The organism is Collinsella aerofaciens (genome assembly GCF_018785245.1).
GTDB classification, from domain to species: domain Bacteria; phylum Actinomycetota; class Coriobacteriia; order Coriobacteriales; family Coriobacteriaceae; genus Collinsella; species Collinsella aerofaciens_AD.
This window is the reverse complement of the sequence record NZ_WQPL01000033.1, coordinates 1-20,764: the sequence shown is the minus strand read 5'-3', so window position 1 is coordinate 20,764 and position 20,764 is coordinate 1. Positions and strand designations below refer to the sequence as shown.

The following is a 20,764-nucleotide window of genomic DNA, read 5'->3' as shown; positions in this document are numbered from 1 at the left end:
AATATGATATCAAAGGCTCTGATAAGAGCCATGAAAAAGCAGGCTGTGAGTAAAACCCACAGCCTGCTCATTACCAGCTACAAGAGCTTATTTACTCGCCACGGACCAGACGGTCAAAGGCAACGACGGTAATGGTGTCGCCGAGCTCCTTGGAGACCTGCTCAGCGTACTTCTTGATGGTGAGGGAGCTGTCCTTGATGAACTCCTGCTCGGTGAGCACGGACTGCTTGTAGAACTTCTCCAGACGGCCGACAGCCATCTTCTCCTGAATGGCCTCGGGCTTGCCGGACTCGGCAGCCTGAGCCATGTAGATCTGCTTCTCGTGCTCGACGGTCTCGGCCGGAACCTGATCGCGGGTAGCGCAGATCGGGGCGACGGCGGCAACCTGAAGGGCAACGTCGTGAGCGAAGGTCTTGAAGGACTCAGCCTGAGCGGTCTCGGTCTTCTCGAAAGCGAACTCGACGAGGACGCCGATCTTACCACCCATGTGGATGTAAGAAGCGAGCGCGCCGTTCTCAGCCTTGCGGGCAGCGAAGCGGGAGATCTTCATGTTCTCGCCCATGATGTGAATCATCTCGGTGAGCTCGGAGGAAACGGTCTCCTCGCCCATCGGCTTCTCGAGCAGAGCGTCGACGTCAGCAGGCTCGGTGGTAGCGACAACCTCAGCGACCTTGGAAGCAAAGCCGGTGAACTTGGCGTTGGAGCCAACGAAGTCGGTCTCGCAGGAGAGCTCGAGCAGAGCGCCGGTCTTGCCATCCTCGGAGACGAACGCGGCGACAGCGCCCTCGTTGGTCTCACGGCCAGCCTTCTTGGCAGCCTTGGCAAGGCCGTTCTTACGCAGAACGTCGACAGCGGCGTCCATGTCGCCGTCAGCCTCGACGAGAGCCTTCTTGCACTCCATCATCGGGGAGTCGGTCATCTCGCGGAGTTGCTTGACCATAGCGGCGGTAATCTGGGCCATTGTGGTTCCTTTCAAAGAGATGAAAAAGAATTAACTAAGACTGATTTACTCGGCCTTGGGCTCAGCGGCCATCTCGGCCTCGGAGACCTGCTCCTTGCCGGAGCCAGCGAGGCAGGCGTCAGCCATGAGCTCGCACATAAGGGTGACAGCGGAGATAGCGTCATCGTTGCAGGGGATGCCGTACTCGACCTCGTCGGGATCGGAGTTGGTGTCGATCAGGGCGACGACGGGGATGTTCAGGCGCTGAGCCTCCTTGATGGCGTTCTCCTCGCGCTTGGTGTCGATGACGAAGAGAGCCTGGGGCAGACCCTTCATGTCGCGGGCGCCACCGAGGTTGGTCTGGAGCTTGGTGAGCTCCTTGCCGAGCACAGCCTGCTCCTTCTTGGGCAGAACAGCCATGCGGCCGTCCTCGACCATGGCCTCGAGCTCCTCCATGCGGTTGATGCGGGAGCGGATGGTGACGAAGTTGGTCAGCATACCGCCGAGCCAACGCTGGTTGATGTAAGGCATGTTGGCGCGCTCAGCAGCGTTCTTGACGGCCTCCTGAGCCTGCTTCTTGGTGCCGACGAACAGCACGTTGCCACCCTTGGCGACGTTCTTGACGAAGGTGTAGGCCTGGTCGGCGTCGAGGATGGTCTGCTTGAGGTCGAGGATGTAGATGCCGTTGCGCTCACCGAAGATGAACGGCTTCATCTTGGGGTTCCAGCGACGGGTCTGGTGACCGAAGTGGCAGCCGGCCTCGAGCAGGGTGCGGATATTAATCTTGGTAGCCATGTTAAACCTCCTGTGGTTTGCCTCCGCGCGGGGTCATCCTCCAAAACCAACCCGGACATGTGCTACCAAAGCCCGGGCACCACGGTATGAAGTAGCCGCGCGTGCGTGATAAAAACATGTTGCCGTGAAGCAACCCGATGAATGATAGCAGGAATGCCTCTTCCTGCCAACCCGCAATCAAAACCACACACCTGAGTGCGGCGCGGGACGTCCCAGCCACTATTCGCCGCGGGGATGGGCTTGAGCCACAGCCCGCTTAAGCCGATCGGGTGTGAGATGCGTGTAGATCTGCGTCGTGGACAGGCTCGCATGACCTAGCAGCTCTTGAACCGAGCGCAGGTCCGCACCGCCCTCGAGCAAATCGGTCGCAAAGGTATGGCGCATCGCATGCGGGGCAATGTCGGCCGGAATGCCGGCGAGCGTCGCCAGCGTATGGAACCGCCGCCTGAGCATGGCGGCACTCATGCGATTGCCGCGCGCCGATATAAGCAGCGGATGCGGCCCGGTAGCGGGGTCACGGCGCTTTGCCTGAGCGAGCAACTCCGGCCTCCCCTCCTCAATATAGAGACGCGTCGCCTCGAGTGCGCGACGATACAGAGGGACGATACGCTCCTTGCTCCCCTTGCCCCAAAGTCGCAGCGTTCGCTCGGACCAACCAATAGACTCCACGTTGAGCGCCGCGAGCTCCGAGATTCGCGCGCCGGAGGCATAGAGCAACTCAAGCATCGCCGCATCGCGCAGTCCCGCGGGCGTCGAGGTATCAGGCGTCTTGAGCAGCGCCTCAACCTGCTGGGTCGTAAGGACGCCCGGCAGGTCACGTGGCAGCTTGGGCGATGCGATCGCCGAGACCGCATCGCCCTCGACAATCCCCTCGGCAGCCATCCAGCGATAGAGAGATCGAATAGCCGACAGGTGCGCCGCAAGCGTTCGGGGAGCCACCTGCTCACGCGAAAGCTCGGCAAGATAGCGACGAATGGTGCGCACGTCGGCAGCGAAAGCATCAATATTCTCGCGCTCGCACCAGACAGCAAAGCGCTCTAGCCTCGAGCCATAGGCCGTCACCGTGTTGGGAGAAAGTCCCTCAACACGTGCGATATAGGCGATAAACGAGTCGACGGCATCGTACAGGTCAAAGGCTATGACCGGTCGCCTCCAAACAAGTCGGAGCGCGTGGCCAAGTAGGCATCAAGGGCCTCGAGGGCGCGATCCGCATAAGCCTGATAGCGGTCGCGTTTGCTGCGGCGCTTACCATCCTCGAGTGGCGGCACCAGGCCAAAGTTGACATGCATAGGCTGATAGCCCACGGTGGCAGGATCGGTCGCATAGCCCACGAGCGCACCCAGGGCGCCCACACGCGGCAACTCGACGCCCGCGGCACCGATAGCCTCGGCATAGGTGTTGAGCGCCGCGAGCAGACCTGTCGCCACGGCTTCCATGTACCCCTCGGTGCCGGTGATCTGACCGGCCAGGCGCACGCCGGTACCGGGCACGGCAAAGGTGCTATCGAGCACGTGAGGGGCGTCGACAAAGGTATTGCGGTGCATGACACCGTAGCGGAAGAACTCAGCGTTCTCCAGGCCCGGCACCATATGGAAGACGCGCTTCTGCTCGCCAAAGGTCAAGTTGGTCTGGAAGCCCACCAGGTTATAGGCGGTCTTCTCCTTGTTCTCGGCACGCAGCTGAATCGCCGCCCAGGGGCGACGTCCGGTACGCGGGTCGGTGAGGCCGACGGGCTTCATGGCGCCAAAGCGAATGGCGTCCTTGCCGGTGCGCGCAACTTCCTCGGCAGGCTGGCAGGCTTGGAACAGATCGCCGCCCTCAAAGTCTTTGAGCACCACGCGGTCGGCCGTGGTAAGCGCCTCGATAAAGGCCTCGTACTCCTCCTTGTTGAGCGGAGCGTTGAGATAGTCGCCGCTCCCCTGCTCCTCGTAGCGCGACTGCGAGAACAGCACGTCCATATCGAGCGTGGAGGCATCGACGATCGGCGCCGCCGCATCAAAGAATGCCAGGGCATCGCCACCGACGAGCTTCATAACCTCTTCGCTCAGCGCCGGTGAACACAGCGGGCCCGCGGCAATGACCACGTGGCCCTCGGGGATCTGGGTGACCTCGCCGTGAACGACCTCGATATTGGGGCGGGCGGCAACCTCAGCCTCGACGAGCTCGGAGAATGTAACACGGTCGACCGCCAGGGCGCCACCAGCGGGAACAGCAGCGCGATGGGCGCAGTCGAGCAGGACTGAACCCATGCGCTCAAGCTCGGCCTTCAGCAAACCAGCCGCGGAATCCGGACGGGTCGACTTAAACGAATTGGAGCAGACGAGCTCTGCCAGGTGATCGGTATGGTGAGCCGGGGAGCTCACCTGGGGGCGCATCTCGCACAGCTTTACGGCAAACCCGCGGTCTGCCAGGTGGATCGCGCATTCCGAACCCGCCAGACCGCCACCGATAACCGTCACCTGATCGAACTGCATCTGCAAACACCTTTCTAATTGACACGTTTTCCATTGTGACCGAAGGGCGTCTGGGCGTGAAGGGCAAACTTGGAGGGCGCATACCTTCCATCCATCATGCGCTCGATAAGGCCCTCGAGTTCAAGCGAACCCAAGAGTTTGAGTACGCCGACAGCATCGAGTGAGACGAGCGCCGCGATGTCGTCGACCTTGAGCGGAGAGGCGATGAGCGCATGCATCACGGTCTGCTGTGTTGGATTCAGGTCGGCAATGCCGGGAGCATCGGGGCGCGAGTAGCGCAGGGTGCCGTATATGCGAGAGATAGCCATCTCGATGGACTCCTCGTCGACAATGCAGCAGGCACCGTTCGCAATGAGATAATTCGTGCCACGCGACTCGGGCGATAGGATCGACCCCGCCACGGCAAGAAGTTCGCGCCCCAAATCCATAGCAGCCTCGGCTGTAGAAAACGTCCCGGAAGGCATACCCGCCTCGGATACAAAGAGGGCTTGCGACAGGGCCGCGATCACGCGATTGCGACGCGGAAAGGCAAACTTGCGCGGACCCATGCCCCACGGAGAGATCGACACGACCGCGCCGCCCGTATCGAGCGTGCGCGTAATCAGCCCCGCGCTCGAACGCGGGTAGACCACGTCGGCGCCCGTCCCCAGCACCACAACGTGTTTGCCGCCGGCGTTGACCGCAGCCCAACCCGAGGCCTGGTCACAACCGACCGCACCGCCCGAAACTACCGTCACTCCCGCCTCAACCGCCACCTTCGCCGCAAGCTCTGCCACGGCAAGACCATACGGCGAGGCCTTGCGCGCGCCGATGATGGAGAGCGCGGGCGTCGAAAGCACCTCGGGGTTGCCGCGCACATAAAGCGTCTGGGGTATATCAGAAAGCTCCAAAACGGTCTCGGGATACAACGCATCGCCTGGATGCAGCTCGAAGGTTCCCTCGGGCATTACTGGTCCCTCCTTCCCTGGTACATCGCCGCCTCGAGCACGTGGTCCTGCGTCACTTGCTCGCTCTCGGCGACATCTGCGATCGTACGCGCAATGCGAACCAGGCGCACGATGCCACGCCCTGTGAGATGTGTGCGTTTGGACAGGCCGAGCACGCATTTCTCGGCAGCCTCATCAAGCCCAAAGGTCGAAACGACGCCGTCAATGGACCGCGACTCATCTTCCTCGGCCTCGGTGTCCGCATCGTCCATACGGGATTCACGCCAGGCGCGAAAGGCGCGCCCACGCACGACGTAATCGCGCAGCTCGGCCGATGACATACCCTCCGCGCCCTCAATGATCACCTGGGGATCGGGGCGGGTCACGTCGATCATCATGTCGATGCGATCAGCCAAGGGACCGCGCAACTTGCCCCGATAGCGCTCGACCATCGCCGCCGAGCAGCGACACGGCACTTCGCGATCGCCCAAAAACCCGCAGGGGCAGGGATTGCTCGCAGCGAGCAGCTGAAAGCGCGACGGAAACGTAAAGGCCCCGTCAACGCGCACGATCCTCACGTACCCGCGCTCGATGGGCTGACGCAGCGTCTGCAGCACGCCGGTGGGAAACTCGGCGAGCTCGTCCAAAAAGAGCACGCCGCCATGAGCCAAGCTAATTTCGCCCGGATGCACCGGACGCCCGCCGCCGATAAGTCCCGCGGTCGAAATACTGTGATGCGGACTGCGGAAGGGGCGATGCCCCGCAAGCAGTCCATCGATGTTCTCGCCCAAGACCGAATGGATACACAGCGCCTCCTGCTGATCCTCGAGAGAAAGTTCGGGCAAGATGCCTGTCATGCGCCGCGCAAGCATGGTCTTTCCCGAACCGGGCGAGCCGATCATGAGCAAGCCGAGCTCGCCGGCGGCCGCAAGCGCCATGCCACGTTTGGCGACCTCCTGCCCCAGCACGTCGGCATAGTCGAGCTCAGGCTCAAAGGTCGCCTCGACGCCCTCGGAATCCAAGTAGTGCCGGGCGGCATCGCCCATACCATGAGCAAGCTGAGACAAATGATCGATAAAGCCGCAATCCACGCCCGCGAGTGGCACATGCTGGTCGGACCTGCCGGCGATAAAAGACAGCCCCATGTCGCGAGCCAATAGCTGAAACGCTACCTCGCCCTTGACAGGAAGCACCGTACCGTCCAAGCCAAGCTCACCAGCGATAAGACAACAATCGAGGTTGTCGCGGGGAATCTGACCATCGGCCGCTAGAACAGCGATGGCGATGGGCAGATCAAAACCACTTCCGGTCTTGCGAATATCGCCGGGCGCCAGATTGACCGTAATGCCCGAGCGTGGGATCTCGAACCCGGCGGAGCGCATCGCACAACGAATACGACCACGTGACTCCATCACCTCCATACTCGGGATGCCGAGCATCTGAATGCCCGGAACGCCGCCAGCAAGCGAGACCTCGACCGTGACGGGAATCGCCTCGACGCCGCGGATGCAGGCCGCGTGAACGGCAAACGTCTCGAACGCCATCACGACACCTGCCAATCGAACGCGTTGTACTGGTGCTCGATCTCGGCGATATGCCCGCCGCGAATGGTGACGGCCACGGCATCGAAGCGAATCGCCTTGAGCGGATAATGCTCCATGAGATAGCAGCTTGCGATGCGGCGGTAGCGGCGTTGCTTTTGGGCATCCACGGCCTCCTCGGGAAAGACCCGCGTGGTGCAATCCAGGGCGACGCGTCTCGTCTTGACCTCGGCCATCACAACGACATCGTCGAGCTCATCGAGCAGCACCAGGTCGGCCTCGCCCTCGGTGCAACGATAGCCCTGCTCCAGCAAGGTGTAGCCGCGCTCGTTAAAGTAGTCGATTGCGATAAGCTCGCCCAGCATGCCCAGCTCGCGAGGACTGAGTCCCTTGATAAACTCGGGCGTCATCGCCCCGCAGTCGAGCTCGCCGTTTTCCCAACGCTCCTTAAGCTGCTGCGTCTTGCTCTTTTTGCTTGCGGCACTCATGGGGTCTCCTTTCCCGCACGCTGCAGTGCCCCGATGATGAGGGCACCTTTCATGCGGGTAAGTACCGGAAGCAAACCAAAAGCTGACCAAATGCCGACAAAAAACGGGGCGTACGCAGCAATGCTGTTGCATACGGCCCGCTACCAGCAGGTTTATAAATCCCCAGAGGTCCCTGTCTCCACAATTGACCTAGAAAAGGCGCTCAGTCTGCAGAAAGTTTCCGCAAAAGCTCACACGATGCAGCGGAGAAAGACCATGTTTGCGAATGGCCTCGATGTGCTCGGGGCTCGCATAGCCCTTCGATTCGGCCAGATGGTACTCGGGATACTCGGCATCGTACTCGACCATCATCTCGTCACGCGTGACCTTGGCCATGATGGACGCCGCGGCGATGCAGGCGATTTTGGCATCGCCCTTCACCACGTCGCGCTCGTTGGGAACGGCGCCCAAGGGGTTACCGTCCATAAGCACGCAATCGGGCTCGAGCCCCGTATCGGCCACGGCGCCCGCGACGGCAGCGCGGATGGCGCGGGCCATGCCCATATCATCGATATCCGCAGGCGCGATATGGCAAAAACCGATTGCCGTCGCCACCTCGGCAATCTTCACTGAGAGCAACTCGCGGCGCGCGGGCGTGAGCTTTTTGGAATCGTTGATACCCCAGACGCGCGGCTCCATAGGAAGACAGACGGCGCATACCGTCAAAGGACCGGCCACCGATCCGCGACCCACCTCATCGACACCAACGACCACCCCATCGCCGCCAAGCTCATGCATAAGCTCGTACATGTCATTGACGCGCTCGCGCTCGGCAAGCTCTTTGGCATGGCGCTTAAGGGCGCGTTCGCAAGCCTTGATCACCTGCTGGCGCGGGTCCTCGCGATAATGCTCCACGAGGGCGGGAATCTCCTCAAACGTAGCGCTCGCCAACTCACCGGCAACCTGCGATGCCGAAACCGAGCTCGTCATGTTGGCCATACCAGGCCCTCCTTGCATGCAAATCAGATAAAAAGAAGGGCCACCCGAAGGTGACCCTTGTGTCCAAACGAGTGGACAGACGCTGCGATCTTCTTAGCGCTTCTCGGGGATGCGAGCAGCCTTGCCCACCTTGTCGCGGAGGTAGTACAGCTTGGCGCGACGGACGCGACCATGACGAACGACCTCGAGCTTGGCGATCTTGGGGCTGTGAAGCGGGAAGGTACGCTCAACACCGACACCGAAGGACATCTTGCGGACGGTGAAGGTCTCGCGGGCACCGGCGCCGGCCATGCGGATGACGTCGCCCTGGAAGACCTGGATACGCTCGCGGTCGCCTTCCTTAATGCGGTAGTGAACCTTGACGTTGTCGGCGACGCGAACCTGAGGAATGTCCTCGCGGATCTGCTGACGCTCGATTGCGCGGATGTAATCCATGTGCAATTCCTTACTCTTCTAGAGGTGCCGTACCGCCTTGGCCGGCACGTAGTTGAACAAACGTATTCGAGTATACACGCGCGGGTTTCTGCTGCAAGAACAATTTTTTACGCAGACAAAAAGACAAAACCCGCACATGATAACCGCCCGCCTCACGAATGAGACGGGCGGCATGAAGGGGGCTATGCTAGGCGTCTAAACCCAAAACGTTAGGCGGAACGCTTCGCCTCGAGCTTGGCTTGGGCGGCCGCAAGACGCGCCAGGGGCACGCGGTAAGGCGAGCAGGACACATAGTCCACATCGGCCACATTAAACAGACCCTTGATGGACTTGGGGTCGCCGCCGTGCTCGCCGCACACGCCAAAGTGCATGTCGGGGTTGGTGGCGCGGCCCTTCTCGACGGCCATGCGCACCAGCTCGAGCACCGCCGTGTCAATGGTCTCGAAGGGGTTGTCCTTCAAGATCTTCTTGTGCATGTACAGCGGGATGAACTTAGCCTCGGCATCGTCACGAGAGAAGCCGAAGGTGGTCTGGGTGAGGTCGTTGGTGCCAAAGCAGAAGAAGTCGGCATGATGCGCGATCTCGTCAGCGACCATGCAGGCGCGTGGCAGCTCGAGCATCGTGCCCACGGGAATATTGAGCTCGACGCCCTCCTCGGCAGAAACCTCGGCGATTACCCGCTCGATGACCTCGCGGGTCTGGACATGCTCCGCCGTGATGGAGACGAGCGGAACCATGATCTCGGGTCGCGGGTCGACGCCCTCCTTGATAAGGCGGGCAGCAGCCGTGGCGACGGCGCGAACCTGCATGAGTGGCAGATCGCTAAAGACGACGGACAGGCGAACGCCGCGCAGGCCGAGCATGGGGTTCGACTCGACCATGCCGTCGATACGACGCAGGCGGGCGCGCAGGGCTGCAAGCTCTTCCTCGCTGGCGCCGGCGGCTTCCTTCTTGGTGATGGCGACCTCGAGCTCGCGAGGATTATCCAGGAACTCATGAAGCGGCGGATCGAGCAGGCGGACGACCACATCGCGACCGGACATGGTCTTGAACATCGCCAGGAAGTCCTCGGTCTGAACCTTGAGCAGGTCGGCCAGGGCCTGCTGCTTCACGGCCTCATCGTCAGACAGGATAAAGCTCTGGATGATGTTCTTGCGGTCGCCCAGGAACATGTGCTCGGTGCGGCACAGGCCGATGGCCTCGGCGCCAAACTCGAGCGCAAGCTCGGCATCCTCGGGATTGTCGGCGTTGACGCGCACATGGTTGGCATGGCCACAGGTCTCGTCCAGGCGAATCTCGTCGGCCCAGGACAGGATGGTGTCCAGATCGCCGGTAAGCTCGGCGGAGACCAGGTCGACGGCGCCGTCGACGACGATGCCCTGGGTGCCGTCGATGGAGATGACATCGCCCTCGCGCAGCACGCGGTCGCTGCCCTCGATGCGCACGACCTTCTCGGCGGCGTCGATATGGAAGCGCTCAACGCCACAGACGCAGGGCGTACCCATGCCGCGGGCGATAACGGCGGCATGACTCGTCTTGCCACCGTGGCTGGTCAGGATGCCCTCGGCGGCGACCATGCCCTTCAGGTCGTCGGGGTTGGTCTCCCAACGAACCAGAATGACCTTGTGGCCCTCGGCGGAACGCGTGACGGCGTCGTCGCTCGAGAACACGACCTCGCCCACGGCGGCACCGGGGCTGGCGTTCAGACCGCTGGCCAGCGCCTCGTACTTCTTGGAGGCGTCAAACTGCGGGTGCAGGAGTTGGTCGAGCTGCGCGGGATCGATGCGGCTCACGGCCTCCTCGCGGGTGATCAGGCCCTCCTCGACCATTTCGATAGCGATGCGCAGGGCGGCGGTGGCGGTGCGCTTGCCCACGCGGGTCTGGAGCATCCAGAGCTTGCCCTGCTCGATGGTGAACTCGATATCGCACATATCGCGATAATGATCCTCGAGCGTCAGGAACACGCGCTCGAGCTCCTCACCTGCGGACTCGAGGCCCGGGGTGGTCTTGAGGTCGGCAATGGGCTCGGTGTTGCGGATGCCGGCGACGACGTCCTCGCCCTGGGCGTTAACCAGAAAATCGCCGTAGAACTCCTTGGTGCCGTCGGCCGGATTACGCGTAAAGGCGACGCCCGTCGCAGAGGTCTCGCCCTTGTTGCCAAAGGCCATGGCCTGCACGTTGACAGCGGTGCCGAGGTCGTCGGAAATGCCATGCTGCTTGCGGTAGATGCAGGCACGCTCGTTCATCCAGCTGCCAAAGACGGCCTGGATGGCAAGGCGTAGCTGAAGCTCCGGGTCGTGCGGGAAGACGGGCTTGCCGTCAGCGACCTCGAGCTCGGGATACAGGGAGGCATCGACGTTCTCGGAGAAGATGCCCTTAAAGGTCTCGACGAGTTCCTGCAGGTCCTCAGCCGAAAGCTCGGAATCGACGCGAACGCCGGCGACCAGACGGGCCTGGGTCAGGGCGTTCTCGAACAGGTCGGCGTCAACGCCCATGACGACATTGGAAAACATCTGGATAAAGCGGCGGTAGCTATCCCAAGCAAAACGCGGATTTTGCGTCTGGGCGATGAGACCCTGAACGGAGTCGTCGTTGAGGCCTAAGTTGAGGACCGTGTCCATCATGCCGGGCATGGAGAACGGAGCGCCCGAACGAACCGACACGAGCAGCGGATCGGAGGCGTCGCCGAGCTTCTTGCCGCAGCGGGCCTCGAGGTCCGCCTCGGCAGCAACGATCTCATCGAGTGCGCCCTCGGGCCACACGTTGCCGGCACCGGAGTACTCGACGCAAGTCTGGCAGGTAATGGTAAAGCCACCGGGAACCGGCAGGCCGATACGGCTCATCTCGGCAAGGTTTGCGCCCTTGCCGCCAAGCACGAAGTTCATGGACTTGTCGCCCTCAGTGACACAGGTGCCCTGGGCGTCGGTTCCAAAACGGTAAACCCTCTTGCAATCGCTCACGATACTTCCCCTTTCATGCACTTACGCGCACGACCGTGGTAACGAATCGACCCGCCAAATGCGGGCCGTGAGGGAACTATACGGCGGGTTTTGAGCGGGCTTAAGCAGAGGATGCGCGGTTTGGTAAACGTGCTAAAACTGGCGGTAAACGGTAGGTAAAGGTGGTTACCTTATGAATATACCACTGTAAGAAAGTGCAGGTCAGATGCGATATTTTTGCTAAATCGCTTTATCAAAATGCTGCTACTATTAGGCTCGACGGGCGGCGCGGCGGGCACGGGCTTCTTGGATTTCCTCCAAGTGGCTAATGATCTCGGCTGCGCTTTCCTCGATGGCCTTGCCGTCGGTACGCACCACAAAGCAGCCTAGGCGCTTCATGAGCGCACGGGCTTCCTCGAGCTCGCTGTGCACGCTCTCGGGCTCGGCATAGGAGCCGGCAACGGCACGAGCGTAGTCATCGCCCAAGCGGCTATCGCGAATTTCGGAAATCACATCGACGGTCGAAATCAGGCCGAACAGGCGCATCGGGTCGACCTCGTAAATCGACTTGGGCGGCTCCATGCCATGCGCCAGTGGGACATTGGCGACCTTGTAGCCCTGATAGGCCAAATACATCGACAGCGGCGTCTTGGACGTACGCGATACGCCCAGCAGCACGATATCGGCACCCGACAGATCGTCGCAGCCGCGCCCGTCATCGTGCTCAACGAAATACTCCATGGCCTCGATACGATGGAAATAGCGGTCATCAGTCTTGTGAATCACGCCCGCGACGCCCTTTGGCGACACACCGATGAGCGACGACAGCACGGCGAGCGTCGGGCCGATCAGGTCGACCGAACGGATATGCAGCATACCCAGGTAATCGAGCACACGGGCGCGAAGCGCCGGATCGACAATGGTGTGAAACACGGCAATATCGCGATGGTCGGCATCGACGCGCGGCCCCACAAATGACTTGACCTGCTCCACGGAAGTCACCTTGGGCAGACGTAAAACGCGAAAAGCCCCTTCATCAAATTGCCCGGACGCCGCAAGCACCACCTCACAAGCGGTATCACCGAGCGAGTCGGAGATAACGATAACGGTGGGACGAGCGGTGACCGGGCAATCCATGCGGGGCTCCTTTTGCGCTTACGCGCAGGCTGGCTTACTTTTTGCGGGCAAGCTCACCGATGTTGGCAATGCCGGAGAAAACGGCCTCGAAGCGGTTGAGCAGCTTAAGGCGATTATCGCGGAGCTGCTCGTCCTTGTCCATGACCATGACCTCGTCGAAGAAGCGGTCGATGGGGGCGCGCAGGGCGGCAAGGGCGGCAAATGCGGCCGGGTAATCCTCGGCAGCAAGGGCGGCGTCGACAGCGGTCTGAGCAGCCTCGGAGGCATCGGCAAGCGCGAGCTCGACCTCGCCCATCAGGGCGCGGTCGTACTCCGCGCCCAGCTCGGGCTTGGAGATGTGCGCGGCGCGGGCATAGGCGGTCGCCAGGTTATCGAACGTCTCAGCGTCGTTCTTGCGGGCCTCGTCGAGGGCGGCGCAGCGGGCGAAGAAGACGGACGGGGCGATGATGTGCACCGCGGAGACGGCGGCAACGGTATCGGCCGGGATCTTTTCGTCGCGGGCCATGCTCACCAGACGGCCGTGGAAGAAGTCGCGAACCTGCTGAGCGACCTCGGCGGCGTCGAACTCGATACCCTGCTCGCTATAGAGCTCAAGGGCAAAGTCGATAAGCGACGTGGGATCGATCGGCAGACGGTCGCGCAGGATGTTGATGATGCCGATAGCGGCACGACGCAGCGCGTAGGGATCGGAGGAGCCGGTCGGGGGCTCGCCAATGGCAAAGATACCGGCGATGGTATCGAGCTTGTCGGCGCAGGCCACGATGCAGCCAGCGGTGCCCTCGGGCAGCTCGTCACCGGCAAAGCGGGGACGATAATGATCGCGAATGGCGTGGGCGACCTCATCGTTCTCCCCCATCGCGGTGGCGTAGTAACCGCCCATCACGCCCTGCTGGCTCGTGAACTCGACGACGGCGTTGGATACCAAGTCGGCCTTGCACAGGTGCGCGGCGCGAGCGGCATCGGCTGCCAGGTGAGCACCCAGGTGTGCCTCACGGGCAATAGCGAGCGCGAGCTGCTCGATGCGCTCGGACTTGGCGAGCACGCTACCGAGCTTCTCCTGGAAGGCGACCTTGGCCAGACGCTCGCGGAACTCGTCGAGGGAGATCTTCAGGTCCTCCTCGTAGAAGAACTTGGCATCGTCCAGACGGGCACGCACAACGCGCTCGTTGCCGTCGATCACGCGCTCGGCGTTCTCGGGCTTGCTGTTGGAGACGACCACGAACTCACGCGTGAGCTTGCCCTCGCCGTCATAGATCGGGAAGTAGCGCTGGTTGGTGAGCATGGACTCGCAGATGATCTCGTGCGGGACCTTGAGGAACTCCTCATCGAAGGTCCCGACGAGCACCGTCGGCCACTCGCAGAGGTTGATGACCTCCTCAAAGACCTTCTTGGGCGTATCGACATGGCAGCCGGGACGGGCAGCCTCGACCTCGGCGATACCGGCAAGGATGGCCTCGCGACGGCGCTCGGCAGAAAGCACGCCGGCGTCCTCGAGCACCTGCTCGTAGACGGCGGGGCTGGCGACCACATGGTCACCGGGGCCAAGCACGCGATGACCACGCGTGGTGTTGCCACTCGTCACGTCGGCAAACGACACGGGCACAACGTCCTCGCCCAGAAGGCAGCAGATCCAGCGGACCGGACGAACAAAGGTCGCATGCTCGTGACCCCAGCGCTGAGAGCGGTAGTTGGGCCACTGCAGGCCAGCGATAGTCTTCTCGCACAGGGCCGTCAGGATCGGGGTGGCCGGGGCGGAAGGGATGTTCTTCTCGGCAAAGACGTACTCACGGCCGTCGGTGTCCTCGCGACGAACCAGATCCTCGGCAGCCACACCGCACTTGCGGGCGAAGCCCTGGGCGGCCTTGGTGGCGTTACCATCGGCATCGAAGGCGATGTTGGCCGCGGGGCCGCGCTTGACCTCGTGAACCTCGTCGGTCGCGGTGGCGACGTCGGCAACGAGCGCAGCCAGGCGGCGCGGGCTCGAGATCACACGGACCTCGCCGTGGGCCAGACCGGCCTCGTCGAGACCCTTGGCGATCATGGTGCCAAGCTGCTTGACGGCATTGTTCAGCGGTGCGGAGGGCATTTCTTCCGTACCGATCTCAAACAGGAAATCCTTAGCGTCTGCCATGGCTTACGCCACCTCGCCTTCCTGATCGGCATTCTCGTTGACTCCGGCGACCTCGGCCATGTAGGCCTCGCAGCACGCCTTGGCGACGGCGCGGACGCGCAGGATGTAGTTGGCACGCTCGACCGCGGACAGGGCGCCGCGAGCATCGAGCAGGTTGAAAGCGTGGCTGCACTTCATGACGCAGTCATATGCCGGCAGCGGCAACTTGCGCTCCAGGCAGGAATGGCACTCGGCCTCGTAGTCGTCAAACTTCTGACGCATCATCTCGACGTTTGCGACCTCAAAGTTATAGGCACTGAACTCGCGCTCGTTCTCGAGGAACACGTCGCCATAGGTCATGGGCGTGCCGTCGGGCAGGTAGCTCCACACCAAGTCGTAGACCGAGTTGACGCCCTGCGCATACATGGCAATGCGCTCTAGGCCATAGGTGATCTCGACGGGCACGGGGTCGACCTCGATGCCGCCTACCTGCTGGAAGTACGTAAACTGCGTGACCTCCATGCCGTTGAGCCAGACCTCCCAGCCAAGGCCCCAGGCGCCGAGCGTCGGGCTCTCCCAGTCGTCCTCGACAAAGCGGACGTCATGGTCGTTGGGGTCCAGACCGATAGCGGCAAGAGACCCCAGGTAAAGCTCCTGGGCGTTGACCGGTGAGGGCTTGATGAGCACCTGGAACTGATAGTAGTGCTGCATGCGGTTGGGGTTCTCGCCGTAGCGGCCGTCGGCGGGACGGCGGCAAGGCTGCGCATAGCAGGTGCGCCACTCGGCGGGACCGAGCGAGCGCAGCGTGGTCGCGGTATGGAAGGTACCGGCACCGACCTCGGAGTCATAGGGCTGCATGATGACGCAGCCCTGCTCGCCCCAGTACTGCTGGAGGCGCAGGATGATGTCTTGGAAGGAAAGCGATGAAGCGTTCATGCCTCTAATATCCCCTCGTCGAAACGATTACACGGTTAGGTACTGTACTATAGCGGTTTTTAGTCGATAGCGCCCAGACGGTTGAGCGGCCAGTAACGCACGAGCGCCACGGCGATCAATTCGGAGCGGTCGACCGGGCCAAAGTAGCGGGAGTCAGCAGAGTTCTCGCGGTTGTCGCCCATCACCCACACGCACCCGTCGGGAACGGTGTAGGGATAGCTTACCTGAGCGCCGGGCGCTTGGACCGAAAGTGGCCAGCTCATGCCCGTCGTATAGTCCTCGTCGAGCGCTTGGCCGTCAACGACCACCTTGCCATCCTGCAGGTCGACCGTCTGACCGGCCGTGGCAATAACACGCTTGACAAGAACATCATGCTCGGAGGTGCCATCGGGGTTGTGAAACACCACGATATCGCCCTGCTTGACGGGCTGACCGAGCTCGAGGCTCACCTTTTGTGCCAGGATCTGGTCGCCAATCTCGATTGTGTCCTCCATAGAGCCGGTGGGCACCACAAAGGGCTCGACCACAAAGGTGCGGATCAGGAAGGTGGCGGCGAGCGCGATTAGAATGACCAAAACCCATTCCAAGGCGCCCCGCAAAGTGAAAACGGACCTCTCGCCAAAATCATGTTCAAGATGAACTCGTTGGCGGCCTTTATTGTCCTCTATGTTATTCACCTCTTCCAGAAAGCAAATCCTGCGCGTAAGCACGCTCCTCGGGCGTGAGCCGCGCTGTCTCGATCAGGTCGGGACGCCAGCGGCAGGTGCGCTCGATGGCGTTCTTACGACGCCACGCATCGACCTTAGCATGATCGCCGCTCACAAGCACCGGAGGCACGCCCTCGCCGTTGAACTCGGCAGGACGGGTGTACTGCGCGTACTCGAGCAGGCCTCCATCCTCGGCGGTCGAGAACGACTCGTCCACGTTGCTCATCTCGTCGCCCAGGGCGCCGGGAATCAGGCGTACGACGGCATCGGCAACGACCATAGCGGGAAGCTCGCCGCCCGTAAGCACGTAGTCGCCGATCGACAGACGCTCATCGGCATACGCATACGCGCGCTCGTCGACGCCCTCGTAGCGACTGCACACAAACAGCAGGCGCTCACTTTTGAGCAGGCGCTCGGCCACATGCTGCGTAAAGGGCTCGCCACAGGGGGTGAAGAACACAACCGTGGGCTTGGGACCCTCTGCGCTAATGGCCTCGATGGCCTCTGCGATAGGCTCGACCTTCATGAGCATGCCCTGCCCGCCGCCGTACGGCTCGTCATCGACGGTACGATGGCGGTCGTGCGTCCAGTCGCGCAGGTTATACGCCTTAAAATCAAAAAGGCCGGCCTTGCGGGCGCGGCCCAAAATCGATGTGGACATGACGGGCTCAAACATCTCGGGAAAGACCGAAAGGGTCTCGATCAGCATGTTGTCCTCCCTACTTGTCCATATCGATCAGGCCGTCCATAACATGGACGGAAATTGTTCCTGTGTCGGGAAGATCGAGCACGACCTGCTCGATCACGGGAATCAGTACCTCGCCGTACCGATCGCCCTCGACAACCCAAACATCGTTAGCGGGCGTCGACATGATCTCGACGATCGTGCCGAGCGAACCGAAGCGCTCGTCGACCACCTCGCGACCCATCAGGTCGGTATAGGCAGCGTCGAGCGAATCGAGCTCAAAGTCGTCACGATTTGCCAGCACGTAGCATCCCGTGATGCCCTCGGCGGCCGTCAAGTCGTCAATGCCCTCAAACGAGACCAGATCGCCATCGCCCGTATCGGTGACGGACACGACCGTGCAAAAGCGGTCGCGCTTGAGCGCCGGCGGCGTCAGGGCGACGCGCATACCCGGCTCTAATACAGAAGGAAGCCCCCGCAGCGGCTGCGCGAGGACCTCCCCCTTCCTTCCGTGCGGCTTGACCACACGGGCGATGTTTTTGTACTGGGACCTCAAGGTCCTAGCCCAGAACCTCTACCTCGACAGCAGTGTCGAGGCGAGCAGCCAGTGCACGGGCGAGCGTGCGAATGGCCTTGATGGTACGGCCACGACGGCCGATGACCTTAGCGACGTCATCCTCGGCGACCGAAACCTCAATCGTAGAGGCGTCATCACCATCGATGACCTCAAGGCTCACGGAATCCGGGTCGTCGACGATCTGAACAACGAGATATTCGACGAGATCGGCGATGCGATCTGAGAGCATTGCCTCACCCTCGAGCTGTGCAGCGTCAACCTCAGGCACGATTTACTCCTCGGCGCCCTCAGCGGCCTCAGCGGCAGCCTTAGCGGCCTCGGCCTCTTTGGCGAGCTGCTTCTTGGACTTCTTGACGACGGTCTCGGTCTTCTCGCCCTCGTTGGCGGCCTTGACCAGAGCGGCGACGGCGTCGGTGAGCTGAGCGCCCTTGGACTGCCAGTCGGCGATCTTCTCGAGGTCAAGGTTGATGGTCTTGGGGGCGGTCATCGGGTTGTAGCGGCCAACCTCCTCGATGATACGACCGTCACGCGGGGCGCGGGAATCGGCGACGACGACACGGTAGTACGGACGCTTCTTAGCGCCGTGACGAGCAAGGCGAATCTTGACTGCCAAAGGAAACTCCTCCAACCAAGCAGCTTTAGGCTGCAACTACAAACAAACAGTTGAACATAATACGCCATCGACGCGGGCAGGTGAAGTCCGTGAGACCAACTTCTTCGGTGTAGTCGAGGGCAAATCCATATCTTAGACAAGAATTCGGGATTTGCAAGCACATACACGCACCCCACATGAGCTGCGCGGTATACTCATGACATGGAAAGACGCGAACATACATACGGTTATGAGGATGCCATGGGCGTCACGCCGCCTCCCTGGACGGGTCCGGCGGTGGGTCTGATGGACCTTGATGCGTTTTTTGCGAGCGTGGAGATGCTCGATCATCCCGAATGGCGCGGAAAGCCGCTCATCGTGGGCGGAGACGCCGATTCGCGTGGCGTCGTGTCCACGTGTTCGTATGAGGCACGTCGCTTTGGCGTGCACTCCGCCATGCCCTCAGCCGAGGCGCGGCGCTTGTGCCCGCAAGCCATTTGGACGCACGGGCACTTTGATCGCTACCGAGAGGTGAGCGCGCAGGTCATGGCGATTCTCGCCGACGAGACCCCGCGCGTCGAGCGCGTATCCATCGACGAAGCCTTTATCGATATCACACCGGGTCGCTTTGCGCCCGAAGACCCGCTGCTGGTTGCGCGGCGTATAAGCGACCGCGTGGCAGGGCTGGGAGTGACCTGCTCCATTGGCGTGGGCTGCAACAAGACGGTCGCAAAAATCGCAAGCGAGCGGGATAAGCCGTTTGGGCTGACCATCGTGCGCCCCGGAACCGAGCAGCGCTTTTTGGCCGCGCTGCCGGTATCTGCCATGAGTGGCATCGGGCGCTCGGCCGAGGAGCGACTGCGCCGCATGCGCATCTACACCCTCGGCGAGCTATCACGTGCACCGGAATCCACCTTGGCCTCTATTTTTGGCGTCAACGGCGAGCACATGCGCCAGCGTGCGCTGGGACTCGAAATCTCTGAAGTCACAAGCCTCGATGAAGAGCGCGAGGTCAAGTCGGTCAGCAATGAACGCACCTTTGCTAAAGATTTGACTGAGCGTGGGGATATTGAGGCGGCGATTGCGCTGTTGGGAGAGTCAGTGGGACGCCGTCTGCGCCGTCAGGGGCTGACGGGTGCCACGGTAACGCTCAAACTCAAGTATTCGTATGGCAGCGGGCGTACGGCACAGCGCCGGCTGCCTCATCCGACCGACGATGAGAACATCTTCGTGGCGGTTGCGCTCGAACTGCTCGACAACATCTGGCAGGAAGGCATGCATGTTCGCTTAGCGGGCATCGGCATGAGCGACTTCGACCACCAAGGCGGCATCCAGACCGACCTGTTCTGCGAGATCGATGACCGCGGAGCCCAATCCAGCGACCGCCGCGACCTCTCCGTCGCCATCGACGCCGTCCGAGACAAATTCGGCGACAGCGCCCTTTCCTTCGGCCGCCAATCCCGCTTCTCCTCCCAATGATTTTTCTGGGACGGGGATTAAAAAATCATTCTGGCGCTATCGGTGCTTTTGATTATTTTGGGACGGGGATGAAATAATCATTTCAGGCCTCATTTCGCCCTCTGAATAATATTTGTCCCGATTCCCGTAATGCGCGAAATCTGGGCAATCGTAAAGCCTCGATGTTTCAGCATTGCCAACAGACGATTCCGTTCTTGCTTCGACAACGTCTTGAGTTGGTAGGGCTCAAGTGGAGCCAATAGAGCCTGTGCGACTTCCAAAGCATCCATATCGGAAACGTGTTTGCCTTCAGGCAAGTAATACGAATTGGGCTTGCCGTCTGTACTTGTAAGGTAAAACGCCTCCGAACCACCAAAAAGTTCGACAATATCACTGCAATCGCAGATTTCAGGCGTACCGAAATACTCGTGGAAGCTACTCCAACGATACATAGGTGCAGAAGATATGCCTGCCTTCGCAGGATTGTCGTGAATGTAACGAACGCAACGGAGAAGCTGCTCATCATCAGAAATAACAACGCTCTTAAAACGTTCTTGAAAAACTGGCCCACGCCTGCCTGTCTTCAAATTAAATCGCATAGCATACGCTGTATCTATGGCGTGCATAGCAGTACTCATTTGGTTATCGGGGTCATCAAATAGCAGATGCACATGATTGTCCATCAAACACCAAGCAAGCAACCGAATATGGTCGGATGTAAAACGCTGACTCATCAGATTGAGGAAATAGTAGCGGTCGTCATCGTCCTCAAAGATCAGCTGGTCAGCACAGCCTTTGACCATAACATGATAATGACCGAGTTCGGATAACACACGGGCAACGCGAGTCATCGAAGCCCTCCCTTCCGAGTTTGCGATAGCTACAGCATACAAAAGGAGGAAAAAGAATAAACCGAACCGCCCAACAAAGATGAGCGGTTCGGTGAACGGCAGGAATGATTTTTTTAGGCTCTGTTAGACCAGGATTGACATACATGTGTCCCCACGGTGCCATATCGTTGACCCCATAGACCGCGATGATGGGGG

20 protein-coding genes are annotated in these 20,764 nt (G+C 61.1%); 1 reads left to right on the top strand and 19 read right to left on the bottom strand.

All coding sequences use genetic code 11. The annotated features are described in order from the left end of the window. Nucleotides 1-91: 91 nt before the first annotated feature. The 18 genes from tsf to rpsP form a co-directional block, all read right to left on the bottom strand. Complete coding sequence (tsf, locus tag GPK39_RS07405; RefSeq protein WP_215674733.1) at nucleotides 92-961, bottom strand: translation elongation factor Ts; 870 nt, start codon at nucleotides 959-961, stop codon at nucleotides 92-94. A gap of 45 nt (nucleotides 962-1,006) precedes the next feature. Then, nucleotides 1,007-1,735, bottom strand: coding sequence for a 30S ribosomal protein S2 (rpsB, locus tag GPK39_RS07400; RefSeq protein ID WP_006236109.1), 729 nt, complete (start codon nucleotides 1,733-1,735; stop codon nucleotides 1,007-1,009). 219 nt (nucleotides 1,736-1,954) lie between these two features. Continuing rightward, nucleotides 1,955-2,863, bottom strand: a complete 909-nt coding sequence (locus GPK39_RS07395) for a tyrosine recombinase XerC (RefSeq protein WP_252204809.1) — start codon at nucleotides 2,861-2,863, stop codon at nucleotides 1,955-1,957. Between the two features lie 8 nt (nucleotides 2,864-2,871). Next, complete coding sequence (gene trmFO / locus GPK39_RS07390; protein WP_215674731.1) at nucleotides 2,872-4,209, bottom strand: methylenetetrahydrofolate--tRNA-(uracil(54)-C(5))-methyltransferase (FADH(2)-oxidizing) TrmFO; 1,338 nt, start codon at nucleotides 4,207-4,209, stop codon at nucleotides 2,872-2,874. Nucleotides 4,210-4,223: 14 nt separating this feature from the next. Then, nucleotides 4,224-5,156: a DNA-processing protein DprA gene (locus GPK39_RS07385; RefSeq protein ID WP_215674729.1), complete on the bottom strand. Its 933-nt coding sequence runs from the start codon at nucleotides 5,154-5,156 to the stop codon at nucleotides 4,224-4,226. After that, nucleotides 5,156-6,679: a YifB family Mg chelatase-like AAA ATPase gene (locus tag GPK39_RS07380; protein ID WP_215674727.1), complete on the bottom strand. Its 1,524-nt coding sequence runs from the start codon at nucleotides 6,677-6,679 to the stop codon at nucleotides 5,156-5,158. The genes GPK39_RS07385 and GPK39_RS07380 overlap by 1 nt, the downstream gene beginning before the upstream one ends. Then, entirely contained in the window at nucleotides 6,679-7,164 is a 486-nt protein-coding gene (locus GPK39_RS07375; protein ID WP_215674725.1) for a YraN family protein, read from the bottom strand. The genes GPK39_RS07380 and GPK39_RS07375 overlap by 1 nt, the downstream gene beginning before the upstream one ends. Before the next feature lie 189 nt (nucleotides 7,165-7,353). Next, nucleotides 7,354-8,142, bottom strand: coding sequence for a ribonuclease HII (locus GPK39_RS07370; protein ID WP_195503114.1), 789 nt, complete (start codon nucleotides 8,140-8,142; stop codon nucleotides 7,354-7,356). A gap of 93 nt (nucleotides 8,143-8,235) precedes the next feature. Beyond that, a complete protein-coding gene (rplS, locus tag GPK39_RS07365; RefSeq protein ID WP_006236098.1) occupies nucleotides 8,236-8,577 on the bottom strand; it encodes a 50S ribosomal protein L19 in 342 nt (113 codons plus the stop codon). 209 nt (nucleotides 8,578-8,786) lie between these two features. After that, nucleotides 8,787-11,537 (bottom strand): pyruvate, phosphate dikinase, encoded by a 2,751-nt coding sequence (gene ppdK, locus GPK39_RS07360; RefSeq protein WP_215674723.1) that lies wholly within the window; start codon nucleotides 11,535-11,537, stop codon nucleotides 8,787-8,789. 249 nt (nucleotides 11,538-11,786) lie between these two features. After that, nucleotides 11,787-12,653: a pyruvate, water dikinase regulatory protein gene (locus GPK39_RS07355; protein WP_215674721.1), complete on the bottom strand. Its 867-nt coding sequence runs from the start codon at nucleotides 12,651-12,653 to the stop codon at nucleotides 11,787-11,789. 34 nt (nucleotides 12,654-12,687) lie between these two features. After that, on the bottom strand, nucleotides 12,688-14,784 hold the full coding sequence (glyS, locus tag GPK39_RS07350; RefSeq protein WP_055309868.1) for a glycine--tRNA ligase subunit beta: 2,097 nt from the start codon (nucleotides 14,782-14,784) through the stop codon (nucleotides 12,688-12,690). 3 nt (nucleotides 14,785-14,787) lie between these two features. Further along, nucleotides 14,788-15,699, bottom strand: a complete 912-nt coding sequence (locus GPK39_RS07345; protein ID WP_006236091.1) for a glycine--tRNA ligase subunit alpha — start codon at nucleotides 15,697-15,699, stop codon at nucleotides 14,788-14,790. 59 nt (nucleotides 15,700-15,758) lie between these two features. Continuing rightward, nucleotides 15,759-16,274 (bottom strand): signal peptidase I, encoded by a 516-nt coding sequence (gene lepB, locus GPK39_RS07340; RefSeq protein WP_252204792.1) that lies wholly within the window; start codon nucleotides 16,272-16,274, stop codon nucleotides 15,759-15,761. Nucleotides 16,275-16,368: 94 nt separating this feature from the next. Continuing rightward, a complete protein-coding gene (trmD, locus tag GPK39_RS07335) occupies nucleotides 16,369-17,115 on the bottom strand; it encodes a tRNA (guanosine(37)-N1)-methyltransferase TrmD (RefSeq protein ID WP_148346244.1) in 747 nt (248 codons plus the stop codon). Nucleotides 17,116-17,125: 10 nt separating this feature from the next. Further along, nucleotides 17,126-17,647 (bottom strand): ribosome maturation factor RimM, encoded by a 522-nt coding sequence (rimM, locus tag GPK39_RS07330; RefSeq protein WP_055309865.1) that lies wholly within the window; start codon nucleotides 17,645-17,647, stop codon nucleotides 17,126-17,128. A 4-nt stretch (nucleotides 17,648-17,651) separates the two neighbouring features. Next, on the bottom strand, nucleotides 17,652-17,897 hold the full coding sequence (locus GPK39_RS07325) for a KH domain-containing protein (protein WP_171021534.1): 246 nt from the start codon (nucleotides 17,895-17,897) through the stop codon (nucleotides 17,652-17,654). Nucleotides 17,898-17,939: 42 nt separating this feature from the next. Further along, nucleotides 17,940-18,281 (bottom strand): 30S ribosomal protein S16, encoded by a 342-nt coding sequence (gene rpsP / locus GPK39_RS07320; protein WP_022094749.1) that lies wholly within the window; start codon nucleotides 18,279-18,281, stop codon nucleotides 17,940-17,942. 201 nt (nucleotides 18,282-18,482) lie between these two features. Between rpsP and dinB the strand changes: the two genes are divergently transcribed. Continuing rightward, nucleotides 18,483-19,739: a DNA polymerase IV gene (gene dinB, locus GPK39_RS07315; protein ID WP_215674716.1), complete on the top strand. Its 1,257-nt coding sequence runs from the start codon at nucleotides 18,483-18,485 to the stop codon at nucleotides 19,737-19,739. 89 nt (nucleotides 19,740-19,828) lie between these two features. Here the strand turns inward: dinB and GPK39_RS07310 are convergent, their stop codons facing one another. After that, nucleotides 19,829-20,569, bottom strand: a complete 741-nt coding sequence (locus GPK39_RS07310) for a transposase (RefSeq protein ID WP_215674714.1) — start codon at nucleotides 20,567-20,569, stop codon at nucleotides 19,829-19,831. Between the last annotated feature and the right edge of the window lie 195 nt (nucleotides 20,570-20,764).

Bases quoted from the DNA above. Each gene is read 5' to 3' on its own strand.
- tsf (WP_215674733.1), bottom strand. From the start codon at position 961: ATGGCCCAGATTACCGCCGCTATGGTCAAGCAACTCCGCGAGATGACC.
- rpsB (WP_006236109.1), bottom strand. From the start codon at position 1,735: ATGGCTACCAAGATTAATATCCGCACCCTGCTCGAGGCCGGCTGCCAC.
- trmFO (WP_215674731.1), bottom strand. From the start codon at position 4,209: ATGCAGTTCGATCAGGTGACGGTTATCGGTGGCGGTCTGGCGGGTTCG.
- GPK39_RS07385 (WP_215674729.1), bottom strand. From the start codon at position 5,156: ATGCCCGAGGGAACCTTCGAGCTGCATCCAGGCGATGCGTTGTATCCC.
- GPK39_RS07380 (WP_215674727.1), bottom strand. From the start codon at position 6,679: ATGGCGTTCGAGACGTTTGCCGTTCACGCGGCCTGCATCCGCGGCGTC.
- GPK39_RS07375 (WP_215674725.1), bottom strand. From the start codon at position 7,164: ATGAGTGCCGCAAGCAAAAAGAGCAAGACGCAGCAGCTTAAGGAGCGT.
- GPK39_RS07370 (WP_195503114.1), bottom strand. From the start codon at position 8,142: ATGGCCAACATGACGAGCTCGGTTTCGGCATCGCAGGTTGCCGGTGAG.
- rplS (WP_006236098.1), bottom strand. From the start codon at position 8,577: ATGGATTACATCCGCGCAATCGAGCGTCAGCAGATCCGCGAGGACATT.
- GPK39_RS07355 (WP_215674721.1), bottom strand. From the start codon at position 12,653: ATGGATTGCCCGGTCACCGCTCGTCCCACCGTTATCGTTATCTCCGAC.
- glyS (WP_055309868.1), bottom strand. From the start codon at position 14,784: ATGGCAGACGCTAAGGATTTCCTGTTTGAGATCGGTACGGAAGAAATG.
- GPK39_RS07345 (WP_006236091.1), bottom strand. From the start codon at position 15,699: ATGAACGCTTCATCGCTTTCCTTCCAAGACATCATCCTGCGCCTCCAG.
- trmD (WP_148346244.1), bottom strand. From the start codon at position 17,115: ATGCTGATCGAGACCCTTTCGGTCTTTCCCGAGATGTTTGAGCCCGTC.
- GPK39_RS07325 (WP_171021534.1), bottom strand. From the start codon at position 17,897: ATGCTCTCAGATCGCATCGCCGATCTCGTCGAATATCTCGTTGTTCAG.
- dinB (WP_215674716.1), top strand. From the start codon at position 18,483: ATGGAAAGACGCGAACATACATACGGTTATGAGGATGCCATGGGCGTC.
- GPK39_RS07310 (WP_215674714.1), bottom strand. From the start codon at position 20,569: ATGACTCGCGTTGCCCGTGTGTTATCCGAACTCGGTCATTATCATGTT.